14 protein-coding genes are annotated in these 11,010 nt (G+C 73.2%); 9 read left to right on the forward strand and 5 right to left on the reverse strand.

Going from position 1 to position 11,010, the window contains the following annotated elements; all coding sequences use genetic code 11:
• The first annotated feature begins 149 nt into the window (after positions 1-149).
• The 4 genes from ACFFHC_RS03940 (at position 150) to ACFFHC_RS03955 (ending at position 1,801) form a co-directional block, all read left to right on the forward strand.
• The gene (locus tag ACFFHC_RS03940) at positions 150-350 is read left to right on the forward strand and encodes a ribbon-helix-helix protein, CopG family (protein ID WP_202816677.1); all 201 of its coding nucleotides are present in this window, start codon (positions 150-152) and stop codon (positions 348-350) included.
• Positions 347-718: a type II toxin-antitoxin system death-on-curing family toxin gene (locus ACFFHC_RS03945; RefSeq protein ID WP_238138225.1), complete on the forward strand. Its 372-nt coding sequence runs from the start codon at positions 347-349 to the stop codon at positions 716-718. The genes ACFFHC_RS03940 and ACFFHC_RS03945 overlap by 4 nt, the downstream gene beginning before the upstream one ends.
• A gap of 366 nt (positions 719-1,084) precedes the next feature.
• Complete coding sequence (locus ACFFHC_RS03950; RefSeq protein WP_083323465.1) at positions 1,085-1,405, forward strand: VOC family protein; 321 nt, start codon at positions 1,085-1,087, stop codon at positions 1,403-1,405.
• Positions 1,406-1,438: 33 nt separating this feature from the next.
• On the forward strand, positions 1,439-1,801 hold the full coding sequence (locus ACFFHC_RS03955) for a hypothetical protein (RefSeq protein WP_070704081.1): 363 nt from the start codon (positions 1,439-1,441) through the stop codon (positions 1,799-1,801).
• Here the strand turns inward: ACFFHC_RS03955 and ACFFHC_RS03960 are convergent.
• Together ACFFHC_RS03960 and ACFFHC_RS03965 are read right to left on the reverse strand one after the other, a co-directional pair.
• Positions 1,761-2,159: a hypothetical protein gene (locus ACFFHC_RS03960; protein WP_070704085.1), complete on the reverse strand. Its 399-nt coding sequence runs from the start codon at positions 2,157-2,159 to the stop codon at positions 1,761-1,763. The two genes, ACFFHC_RS03955 and ACFFHC_RS03960, sit on opposite strands and share 41 nt — an antisense overlap.
• Before the next feature lie 62 nt (positions 2,160-2,221).
• Positions 2,222-3,472 carry a pyridoxal phosphate-dependent aminotransferase gene (locus ACFFHC_RS03965; RefSeq protein WP_070704088.1) on the reverse strand — a complete coding sequence of 417 codons (1,251 nt, stop codon included), beginning with the start codon at positions 3,470-3,472 and terminating at the stop codon, positions 2,222-2,224.
• Between the two features lie 452 nt (positions 3,473-3,924).
• Here ACFFHC_RS03965 and ACFFHC_RS03970 point away from each other — a divergent pair, with 452 nt between their 5' ends.
• Complete coding sequence (locus ACFFHC_RS03970) at positions 3,925-4,170, forward strand: hypothetical protein (protein WP_141761972.1); 246 nt, start codon at positions 3,925-3,927, stop codon at positions 4,168-4,170.
• On the opposite strand, the gene ACFFHC_RS03975 is transcribed toward ACFFHC_RS03970, so the two are convergent.
• Positions 4,157-4,963 (reverse strand): spermidine synthase, encoded by an 807-nt coding sequence (locus ACFFHC_RS03975; RefSeq protein WP_141761973.1) that lies wholly within the window; start codon positions 4,961-4,963, stop codon positions 4,157-4,159. The two genes, ACFFHC_RS03970 and ACFFHC_RS03975, sit on opposite strands and share 14 nt — an antisense overlap.
• A 10-nt stretch (positions 4,964-4,973) precedes the next feature.
• Positions 4,974-6,026 carry a zinc-binding dehydrogenase gene (locus tag ACFFHC_RS03980; protein ID WP_070704103.1) on the reverse strand — a complete coding sequence of 351 codons (1,053 nt, stop codon included), beginning with the start codon at positions 6,024-6,026 and terminating at the stop codon, positions 4,974-4,976.
• Between the two features lie 122 nt (positions 6,027-6,148).
• Here ACFFHC_RS03980 and ACFFHC_RS03985 point away from each other — a divergent pair, with 122 nt between their 5' ends.
• Together ACFFHC_RS03985 and ACFFHC_RS03990 are read left to right on the forward strand one after the other, a co-directional pair.
• A complete protein-coding gene (locus ACFFHC_RS03985) occupies positions 6,149-7,378 on the forward strand; it encodes an arginine deiminase (protein ID WP_070704106.1) in 1,230 nt (409 codons plus the stop codon).
• A 1-nt stretch (position 7,379) separates the two neighbouring features.
• A complete protein-coding gene (locus tag ACFFHC_RS03990) occupies positions 7,380-7,775 on the forward strand; it encodes a sterol carrier family protein (RefSeq protein ID WP_101850036.1) in 396 nt (131 codons plus the stop codon).
• 107 nt (positions 7,776-7,882) lie between these two features.
• Here the strand turns inward: ACFFHC_RS03990 and ACFFHC_RS03995 are convergent, their stop codons facing one another.
• Positions 7,883-8,191, reverse strand: a complete 309-nt coding sequence (locus tag ACFFHC_RS03995) for a hypothetical protein (protein WP_070703610.1) — start codon at positions 8,189-8,191, stop codon at positions 7,883-7,885.
• A 65-nt stretch (positions 8,192-8,256) separates the two neighbouring features.
• On the opposite strand from ACFFHC_RS03995, the gene purF reads away from it, so the two are divergent.
• Positions 8,257-9,813: an amidophosphoribosyltransferase gene (gene purF / locus ACFFHC_RS04000; protein ID WP_083323421.1), complete on the forward strand. Its 1,557-nt coding sequence runs from the start codon at positions 8,257-8,259 to the stop codon at positions 9,811-9,813.
• On the forward strand, positions 9,813-10,949 hold the full coding sequence (gene purM, locus ACFFHC_RS04005; protein ID WP_070703606.1) for a phosphoribosylformylglycinamidine cyclo-ligase: 1,137 nt from the start codon (positions 9,813-9,815) through the stop codon (positions 10,947-10,949). The genes purF and purM overlap by 1 nt, the downstream gene beginning before the upstream one ends.
• Positions 10,950-11,010 lie beyond the last annotated feature (61 nt).

Here is an 11,010-nt window from a genome sequence, read left to right on the forward strand (position 1 = left end):
GCAAGCCAGATCAGGCGCCACCTATCCGTGCGGCAGGCCCGGGTCATTCCGTTTCGCCGGCGGAGTGGTTCTGAAGTGGTTGACGGGTCTGCGGCACGGGGACACCGCCTGACATGACGGTACCGTAATGATACCGTTCCTGTGTGGCCATGACTCTACGCACCGACGAGACCCTGGATGCCGCTCTGGCGGAACTGTCGCAGCGCGAAGGACGCTCCCGGCAGGAGATCATCCGCCTCGCGGTGCTCGAGAGGGCTGAGCGCGGTCGGTCCGACCTCGCCGTGGCCGAGTCCGTGGAGCGGATGCGGGGCGAGTGGCGTGAGGTGCTCGACCGCCTCGGGTCGGTGTGACCGTGCGCCTGGACCTGCGCCACCTCCTGCTCATGGCGGAGCAGGAGGGCATCGGTCCCGTCCGCGATGCCGGCCTGCTCGCGTCGGCTGCGGAGCGCCCGTGGACGACCGTCATGGGTGCTCAGGCCTACCCGTCGGCCGAGGAGAAGGCGTCTGCCCTCCTGCACTCCGTCGTCACGCACCACCCGCTCGTGGACGGCAACAAGCGGTTGGGCTTCCTCGGTGCGCTGGTCCTCCTGGACCTCCAAGGTCTTCGTCTGGACCTCGCGCCCGCCGAGGCGTTCACCCTCGTCATGGACGTGGCGTCCGGGGAGCTCCGGGACGTGGGAGACATCGCACGGAGGGTGCGCACGGCGCAGCGCGCCTGACTCACGGGTGGCGTGGGTCGTGTGATCGCGCTCATGCGGGTTCGAGAGGCTCGGCCACTTCGGTGTCGGCGGCGGCCCACGCCGGCCCCACCTCTCAGGTCGGCCACAGTTCCGCCACGGCTCTGGCGGCGGGGGCGGGGAGCCCGATGATCGAGCCACGCCGTTCTCCATGGCCGCCGCTGACGGGCTGGTGACCTACTCCGGCACGCCGTCGGACCTCGTCATGGAGCCGCTCGTGCTGGACACGCTGGCGTGGGACGGGCAGGGCGCCTGCTGGTACACCGTCTCCGCCCAGGGTGACGGTGGGCGCACCACAGTCTTGCCCGAGGGCACCACGAGCCGGCGTCCGAGCCGTTCTACGAGCTGGTGCTGGACTGTGCGGACCCCGGCACTCAGGTGCGCTGGTGGCACGGCGTCGTCGGCGGCGAGCTCGGTCACGACGAGCAGCACGGTTGGTGGTGGGTCGACCCTGGCGGCGCCTGGCCGTGGGAGAGCATCGTGTTCACCGCCGTCCCGGAGCCCAAGCGAGGGAGGAACCGCGTGCACTGGGACCTCTGGGCCGATGCGGGCCAAGTGCACGCCGCCGGTGCGACCGTCCTCGAGCGGCAGCCCGACCGGACGGTCATGGCCGACCCCGAGGGCAACGAGTTCTGCGTCTTCGCCCCGCCACAGTGCGCCCTGGACTGACGCCAGTGCCGCGGGCCCACCTACCCTGACGCCATGCCCGTGACCCAGCTCGTCCTGCCCTTGGCGGCCACCGTCCTGGTGACCGCGCTGGCCACGTACGTGGCCCGCCGCCCCAGCGAGGCCGTGGGTGGGGCGGGCCGGGCGGTCGGCGCGGTGGTCACCGCGATGGTGGCCGCGTGGCTCCTCGCGGCGCCGGTGCTCGCCGCCTCGGGTGGCCCGCTCCCGGTCGATGGGGGAGCGTCCGGGTACCTGGTCGTGCTCACCGTCCGTGCGGTGTCCGTGGTGGTGCTCTGGGCCGTGTTCTGGCGGCTCCGCACCGAGCGGGCGCTCTCGGTGGCGCTGCTGGTCACCCTCGTCATGGCACTGCCGGAGCTGGGCTGGGCACTCGGCCGCTGACGGCCGTCACCTCCAGCGGGTACCGGCGGGCGCCCTCGCCCCCTCCGGGCGTCAGGTCGAACGCCGCGTCGGTGCCCAGCCCGCGCAACGCCACCACGGCGATGCCGTCGGCCTGGCGCAGCAGCTCCTCCGGCGTCGTCGAGTAGTCCATCGAGATGCCGTCCGTGGCGGGCCGGAAGGCCTCGTGGAGCGCGTCCACGCGGCCCCGGGCGCAGGTGACGGAGTCGCTCGGGCTCGATGACGTGTGGGGCGCGGCCTCGTCCGGCCCTCCCGTGCAGCTGGACAGCACCGGTACCGCCAGCGCCGCCGCAGCAGCCGTCGCCCAGAACCGTCGTCCCGCCCCACCCGTGGTCGTCATGGGGTGGCCCTAGGCCCCCGCCCGCCCTCGTGGCGGTTCTGTGCGGGACCTGGGAGGCCCCCTCAGCCCTGCCGGTAGCTGCGCAGGAAGTTGCCCATGCGCTCCACGGCCACGGTGAGGTCGTCCGGGTGCGGCAGGGTCACCACGCGGAAGTGGTCGGTGGTGGGGATGTTGAAGCCCGACCCGTGGGTCACCAGGATCTTCTCGCTGCGCAGCAGGTCCAGGGCGAACTGCTGGTCGTCACGGATCTCGTGGACCTCCGGGTCCAGCCGTGGGAAGGCGTACAGCGCCCCGGTCGGCTTCACGCAGCTCACCCCCTCGATGCGGTTGAGCCCCTCCCAGGCGACGTCGCGGCTGCGGGTGAGACGCCCCATCGGCAGCAGCAGGTCCTCGATGGACTGCCGCCCGCCCAGCGCGGCCTGGATGGCCTGCTGCCCGGGCACGTTGGCGCACAGCCGGGTGGAGGTGAGCAGCTCCACGCCCTCGAGGAAGCCGCGCGCGTGCTCCCGCGGGCCGCTGATCACCATCCACGCCGAGCGGAACCCGGCCACGCGGTAGGTCTTGCTCAGCCCGTTGAGGGTGACGCACAGCAGGTCCGGGGCGAAGGTGGCCAGGTTGGTGGCCGGCACGCCGTCGTAGGTGATGCGGTCGTAGATCTCGTCGGCGAACAACAGCAGCCCGTGGCGGCGGGCCACGTCCGCCAGGGCGCGCAGGGTCTCGTCGCTGTAGACCGCGCCGGTGGGGTTGTTGGGGTTGATGACGACGATCGCCTTGGTCCGATCGGTCACCTTGGCCTCGATGTCGGCCACGTCGGGGTTCCACCCGGTGGCCTCGTCGCACACGTAGTGCACGGGGCGCCCGCCGGACAGGGAGGTGGCCGCGGTCCACAGCGGGTAGTCCGGGGCGGGCACGAGCACCTCGTCGCCGTCGTCGAGCAGGGCGTTGAGCAGCAACATGATGAGCTCGCTCACCCCGTTGCCCAGGTACACGTCGTCCACGTCCACCTGCGGGAAGCCGGGCGTCTCGTTGTACCGGTCCACCACGGCATGCCGGGCCGAGAGGATGCCCTTGGACTCGGAGTACCCGTGGCTCACCGGCAGGGTGGCGATCATGTCGCGCAGGATGTCGCTGGGCGGCGGGAAGTCGAACGGCGCCGGGTTGCCGATGTTCAGCTTGAGCACGTGCTCGCCGGCGGCCTCCATGCGCTGCGCCTCGGCGTTCACCGGGCCGCGGATCTCGTAGAGCACGTCGGCGAGCTTGGAGCTCTGGGGGAGCCTGCGGGGAGTGCGCTGGTGGCCGGGCTGGACCGTCATCGAGCCATGGTCGCACGGACCCCGGAGGCGTCCCGCCCACGGGGTGAGCCCCGGCGCGGCAGTCGGCCGGGAGTGTGGAGGCATGACGACACGGCGAGGGGTGCTGGTGACCGCCGCGGCTTTGGGCGCAGGTCTGCTCACGGGATGCCGGACGGGCGACCTGCCCGGGAGGGGGGACACCGGTCCGGTGCAGACCTGTGCCATTCCACCGCGGGACCCGTGGGCGGAGGCGGCCGTCAAGCAGCTGACGGGTACCACCGTGAAGTACCTGCTTCGGCCCACCGAGGCCCGGGAGCGGTTCGAGGCCATCGCCGTGGCCGAGCTGCGCGTGGATCCCGACCCGCGTGACGGCATGCTGTTCCTGAGCGGCACCGTGGTCGATGCCGTGCAGGGCGCTCGTGCACGACAGCGCCTGCGGATCGTGTACCCGGGGGTTCGGGGTCAGGCCGCAGGTGGTTGCCGACCTGCTGGCGACCGTCGGGCACCGGGTCCTCGTGTTCTGGGGCGGGAGGAACGGGGAGATCGCCTCCCCGGAGGGACTCTGGTACGAGCTGCCCATCATGGGGTGCGACCGACCCGTCGGCAGGACGGTGAGCAACCCGGCCCACGGCATCGGGGCCCCGACCGGGTGGGGTGAGGTCACGAGCCTCGACGGCCTCGTCGAGGCCCTGCGGGGGGACTCCGCTAGCGGGCGATGAGCACCTCGGTGGGCAGCGCCGCGGTGGTCGCCCACCGGCGCAGGGTCTCCACCCACGCGATGTCGGTGGGGCCGTCGCCCCGCCGGGCCACGAGCACCACGTTGCCCGGTTGCTTGCCGCGGGCCACCTCGCGGGTGGTCACCATCGCCACCGGGCCGCGCCAGCCGCCCTCCCCCCAGGCCGATGCGGTGGCGCGCGCCGTCGGCAGGCCCGGTGCGTCCGAGACGTTCATCGCCAGCACCCCGCCGTCACCCACCACCCGCAGGCAGTCGCCGGCGAAGGCGGCGGTCAGCAGGTCCGCCGGCACCTCACCGTCGTCGAAGGCGTCCACGACCACCGCGTCGGCGCTGGTGTCCTTGAGCCCCGCCACCCCGGTGGCCCCGTCCTGCGGCCGCACCCTGATGCGGTGCCCGGCTGGCAGCGGCAGGCGCGCGCGCACCGCCTCGGTGAGCGCCGCGTCGGGCTCCAGCACGATCTGCGGCGACCCCGGACGCGTGGCCTGCACCCACCGGGCCAGGGTCATGCCGGCCCCGCCCACATGGGTCACGCCCAGCCGTTCGGGGGCCGCCACGCCGGGCACGAGGTCGAGCACGGCGGCCAGGTGCTGCACGTAGGGGAACACCAGCCGCGTGGGGTCGTCGGGGTCCACGTGCGACTGCGGACGCCCGTCGCGCAGCACGAGCACGCCGCCGCCGTCGGCCTCCTCGAAGCCCAGGTGCCCGGGCAGCACGGCGGCGGGCGACGGGTCCTGCCCCCGTCGCCCGCCTCGTCGCTGCTCGCGCCGTCGCGCCATCAGGCCCCGCTCACGGGCGAAGCATCACCTTGATGGCGGCGCGCTCGTCCATGGCGGTGTAGGCCTCGGCCACGTCGTCCAGGGGCATCACGGCGTCGAACACCTTCCCCGGCTCGATGTCGCCGGCCAGCACCGCGTCGCGCAGCGCCTCGCCGTAGGCACGCACCGGGGCCACCCCGCCGGCGACGTTGACGTTGCGCCGGAACATCAGCTCGATCGGCAGCTCGATGCCGTGCGGCACGCCCACGTAGCCCACCGTGCCGCCGGGGCGCGCCGAGCGGATGGCCTGCAGCATCGCGTCGTGCGTGCCCACGCACTCCAGCACCCGGTCGGCTCCCCGCCCGTCGGTCAGGTCGCGCACCGCCTGCACGCCCTCGTCGCCGCGGGCCTCCACCACGTCGGTGGCGCCGAACTCGCGGGCCACGGCCTGACGCGGGGCGTGCCGCGACATCGCGATGATCCGCCCCGCGCCCTTCATCCGCGCGGACAGCACGCCGCACAGGCCCACCGCGCCGTCGCCCACCACCACGACGGTCTCGCCCTCCTGCACCCCGGCGCGGGTGGCGGCGTGCCAGCCGGTGCCCATGACGTCCGAGCAGGTGAGCAGGCTCTTGAGCAACCCCTCCTCCACGTCCTCGTCGACGCCGTCCACCGGTACCAGGGTGCCGTTGGCCCGGGGCACGCGGACGGCCTCGCCCTGGCCCCCGTCCACGAGGTGCCCGTCGCGGTCCGGCCCGCCCCAGCCACCACCGCGCTCGCAGGAGGTCTGCACGCCCGAGCGGCACGGGGCGCAGCCGCCGCAGGACCACACGAAGGGAGCGACGACGAACTGGCCCCGCCGCAGCTGCACGTCGTCGCCGGTCTCCTCCACCACGCCCACGAACTCGTGGCCGATGCGGCGGGGCTCGGTCACCTCGTTGGCGCCCCGGTAGGGCCACAGGTCCGAACCGCACACGCAGCTGGCCACCACGCGCACCACGGCGTCGGTGGGCAGCACCACCTGCGGGTCGGGGACCTGCTCGAGGCGGACGTCTCCGGCGGCGTGGATCACGGTGGCTCGCATACGTGCGATCCTTGCACGTGACATGCACCCGGGCAGCCGGGGCCTGCTGGTCCGAAGGGGATCGGCGCCCCGGGCGGTCGGCCCCCGCCGGCCACTCCTCCCGGGAGAGGAAGGATCTCTCCATGGCATTCCACGTGGGCTCCGAGGTGGGCCGTCTCAAGCAGGTGATCGTGCACCGTCCGGGGCTCGAGATGAGCCGCCTGACCCCCTCCAACTGCGAGCGCTACCTCTTCGACGAGGTGCTCTGGCTCGAGCGCGCGCAGGAGGAGCACGACCAGTTCCGTACCGTGATGGAGGACCGCGGCGTCCTCGTGCACGAGTTCTCCGACCTCCTCACGACCACCGTGGGCATCCCCGAGGCCCGGGCGCACGTGCTGGACAACTCGCTGGACGAGCGCATCATCGGCCCGCGTGCCGTGGAGGAGCTGCGTGGCGTCTTCGACGAGATGCCGGCCGAGGAGCTGGCCACCTTCCTGGTGGGCGGCATCACCAAGGGTGAGCTGCTGGAGCGCGCCTCCGGCTCGTCGTCGCTCTACATGGCCTCGCTGGCCGACCGCGACATGGTGCTGGCCCCGCTGCCCAACCACCTGTTCACGCGCGACACCTCGGCCTGGATGTACGGCGGCGTCTCGGTGAACTCCATGCACAAGAAGGCCCGCCGCCGCGAGACCGTGCACTTCGAGGCCATCTACCGCTGGCACCCGCTGTTCGCCGACGCCGACTTCCAGCAGTGGAACGACGGCCTGGCCTCCGGGCCGGCCACCACCGAGGGCGGCGACATGCTCGTCATCGGCAACGGTGCGGTCATGGTGGGCATCTCCGAGCGCACCAACCCGCAGGGTGTGGAGCGCGTGGCCCGCACCCTCCTGGCCTCCGGCCAGGCGCACACGGTGCTGGCGCTGGACATGCCCAAGGCGCGTGCGCTCATGCACCTGGACACGGTCATGACGATGCTCAACCCCACCACCTTCACCCGCTACACCGGCCTGCCGCCGATGCAGAGCTGGACCCTGACCGCCGACGGCGAGGGCCCCGACGCGCAGGTGAAGGTGCAGCACAACGCCCCCGAGCAGCTGGACGCGGCCATCGCCTCGGCGCTGGGCGTGGACGCCATCACCGTGCTGGCCGCCGACCAGGACGACCGCTCCGCCGAGCGCGAGCAGTGGGACGACGGCTGCAACGTGCTGGCCCTGGAGCCGAACGTGGTGGTGGCCTACGAGCGCAACACCACCACCAACGAGTACCTGCGCACGCAGGGCGTGGAGGTGCTGGAGATCGCCGGTGGCGAGCTCGGACGCGGCCGCGGCGGCCCCCGCTGCATGAGCTGCCCCATCGAGCGCGAGGCGGTCTGAGGTGGCGCCCCGTCGCCGCATCGACCCGGCTGCCGGGCGCGCGGCGGTGGGGCAGTGGTGCGGTGCCGTCGACGCCCCGGGCGCCGACGGCACCGCCGTGTCCGGGGCGGTGGATCGGGCCACCGTCGCCACGGCCGTGCGCTACTGCCTCGAGGAGCTGGGTGCCCGCGTGCCGGGCCGCTCGGTGGAGGTGAGGGTGCCGCCCTTCGGCGTGGTGCAGTGCGTGGAGGGATCCACCCACCGCCGGGGTACGCCGCCGGCCGTGGTGGAGATGGACGCGACCACCTGGCTGGGGCTGGCCACCGGGCGCCTCGCCTGGGCCGATGCGGTGGGCTCGGGGGCCGTGCAGGCCTCCGGCCAGCGCGCCGACCTCTCGCCGCACCTGCCCCTGGCCTGAGCTCCGCACCGGTGCTGAACTCGACTGTCGAGTTCCGCACCGGTGCTGAACTGGGGGACGGTGTCAGGCCGAGATCCGCACCGGTGCCGTGTTGGCGGGAGGGACGGTCAGCGGCGGCGCTGGGCGACCGCGTCGGCCATCACGAAGAGCAGCCCGCCGAGCACCAGCCCGGTGGCGCCGAACATCACCGCGAGGAAGCCGAAGGACCGCCCGGAGGAGTACATGGCGTCCGACGGGCCGAGCACGGTGGCCAGGCCGGCCAGGGCGATGCCCAGCACCGTGCCGATGAGCAGGAAGGGCAGCAGCCGGGGCTCGCGGCGCACGCGTGCTGCGGCCCGCTCCGGGGAGCCGCCGGGGTGGCGGTCCGCGGGCCTGGGCGAGGGGGTCTGGGCGGGGTCCGGGTCGTCGTGCTGCACGGGGCAACGGTACGCGGCGTCCGACGGACCGGGCGGCGGCCCCCACCCCGTCCCCTCGTGGGAGGATGTGTCCCGTGATGCGAGGTGACGGACGGCTCAACCACGACCTGCTGCCCGACGAGGCGCTGCCCCAGGACGAGTGCGGGGTGTTCGCCGTCTGGGCCCCCGACGAGGACGTGGCCACCCTGACCTACTACGGCCTCTACGCGCTGCAGCACCGCGGGCAGGAGTCGGCGGGCATCGCGGTGTCCAACGGGTCGTCGCTGCTGGTCTACAAGGACATGGGCCTGGTCTCCCAGGTCTTCGACGACAAGGTGCTCGGCCCGATGCGCGGGCACATGGCCATCGGCCACACCCGCTACTCCACCACCGGCGCCTCGGTGTGGGAGAACGCGCAGCCCACCCTGGCCGGCACCGACGACCGCACCCTGGCACTGGCGCACAACGGCAACATCATCAACTCCGCCGAGATGCTCGACCGCCTCACCGAGATGCTCGACGGCGACGTGAGCCGCGCCGCCGGCGAGCTCGGCCGCGGCAGCACCACCGACACCGCCATCCTCTCGGCACTGCTCGCCACCGGCGAGGGCTCCGTCATCGACCGCGCGATGCGGGTGCTGCCCACCGTGCGCGGCGCCTTCTCGCTGGTCTTCCTCGACGAGAACCGCCTCTACGCCGCCCGTGACCCGCAGGGCGTGCGCCCGCTGGTGATCGGCCGCCTCAGCCGCGGCTGGGTGGTGGCCTCCGAGACCGCGGCCCTGGACATCGTGGGCGCCAGCTACGTCCGCGAGGTGGCCCCCGGTGAGCTCATCGCCATCGACGAGGACGGCATCGACACCCGCTCCTTCGCAGAGCCGTCGCCCAAGGGCTGCGTGTTCGAGTACGTGTACCTGGCCCGCCCGGACACGCGCATCGCCGGCCGCGAGGTGTACGACGCCCGCGTGGACATGGGGCGTGCCCTGGCGCGCCGGCACCCGGTGGAGGCCGACATGGTCATGCCGGTGCCCGAGTCGGGCGTGCCCTCGGCCATCGGGTACGCCGAGGAGTCCGGCATCCCCTACGGCCTGGGCCTGGTGAAGAACTCCTACGTGGGCCGCACCTTCATCGCCCCCACGCAGACCATCCGCCAGCTGGGCATCCGGCTCAAGCTCAACCCGCTCAAGCACGTCATCGCCGGCAAGCGCCTGGTGGTGGTGGACGACTCCATCGTGCGCGGCAACACCCAGCGGGCGCTGGTCAAGATGCTCCGCGAAGCGGGCGCCGCCGAGGTGCACGTGCGCATCAGCTCCCCGCCCGTGCAGTGGCCGTGCTTCTACGGCATCGACTTCGCCACCCGCGCCGAGCTGGCGGCGGCCAACATGTCCGTGGAGGAGATCTGCGGCTCCATCGGCGCCGACTCGCTGGGGTACGTCGACACCGAGGACATCGTGACGGCCTCCCACCAGCCGGCGGACCGCCTGTGCACCGCCTGCTTCACCGGCGACTACCCCATCCCGCTGCCCACGGACGGCCGCACCGGCAAGGAGTGGCTCGACCTCGAGCGGGCAGCCCGCTCCACCGACCCGACCACCGTCGGCACCCAGCAGGTCCGAGACTTCGCCCAGAACCCCGGAAGGCCGTGATGACTGAGCAGCCCACCCCCCAGCCGACCACCGGCATCACCTACGCCTCGGCGGGCGTGGACACCGAGGCCGGTGACCGCGCCGTGGAGCTCATGAAGGCCTCCGTGGCCCGCGCCACCCGCCCCGAGGTGGTGGGCGGTCTCGGTGGCTTCGCCGGGCTCTTCGACGCCTCCGCCCTGCGCGGGATGGAGCGTCCGCTGCTCACCACCTCCACCGACGGGGTGGGCACCAAGATCGCCATCGCCCGGGCGCTGGACGTGCACGACACCATCGGTCAGGACCTCGTGGCGATGGTGGTGGACGACATCGTGGTCTGCGGTGCCGAGCCGCTGTTCATGACCGACTACATCGCCACCGGCTCGGTGGAGCCCGAGCGCATCGCGGCGATCGTCTCCGGCATCGCGCGGGGCTGCGAGCTGGCCGGCGTGGCGCTGGTGGGCGGCGAGACCGCCGAGCACCCGGGTCTCATGGCACCTGACGAGTACGACTTGGCCGGCGCCGCGACCGGTGTGGTGGACGCTGCCGACGTGCTCGGCCCGGACCGAGTGCGGGAGGGTGACGCGGTGCTGTGCATCGCCTCCTCGGGCCTGCACTCCAACGGCTTCTCCCTGGTGCGCCGCGTGGTGGAGCACGCCGGGCTGCGGCTCGAGGACGAGGTGCCCCAGTTCGGGCGCACGCTCGGCGAGGAGCTGCTGGAACCCACCCGCATCTACACGCTGCCGCTGCTGGAGCTGGTGCGCGCCACCGAGGTGCACGCCCTGAGCCACGTCACTGGCGGGGGCCTGGCGGCCAACCTGGCCCGCGTGCTGCCGCAGGGCGTTTTCGCCGCGCTGGACCGCTCCACCTGGGCGCCGGCGCCGGTCTTCGAGGCCATCCGGGCCTGGGGTGGTGTGGCCCGGGCCGACCTGGAGAAGACCCTCAACCAGGGCGTCGGCTTCGTGGCTGTGCTGCCGCAGGACTCCGTGGACGAGGCGGTGCGCATCCTGGGGCGTCACGGCATCGACGCGTGGGTGGCCGGCGAGGTGCACGGCTCGGCCGAGGCGGGGCTGGGTGCGCGTGCCACGGCCGCGGACTGGGTGACCGAGGCGAAGGGCGTGGCCGGCGGTGCAGCGGCCCTGGTGGGCGAGCACGCCTGACCGCCCCGCCCCGTGCACCGAGGCCGTCACCCCACGTGGGGTGACGGCCTCGGTGCACGGG

Source organism: Kytococcus schroeteri, assembly GCF_042433515.1.
Lineage (GTDB): Bacteria > Actinomycetota > Actinomycetes > Actinomycetales > Dermatophilaceae > Kytococcus > Kytococcus schroeteri.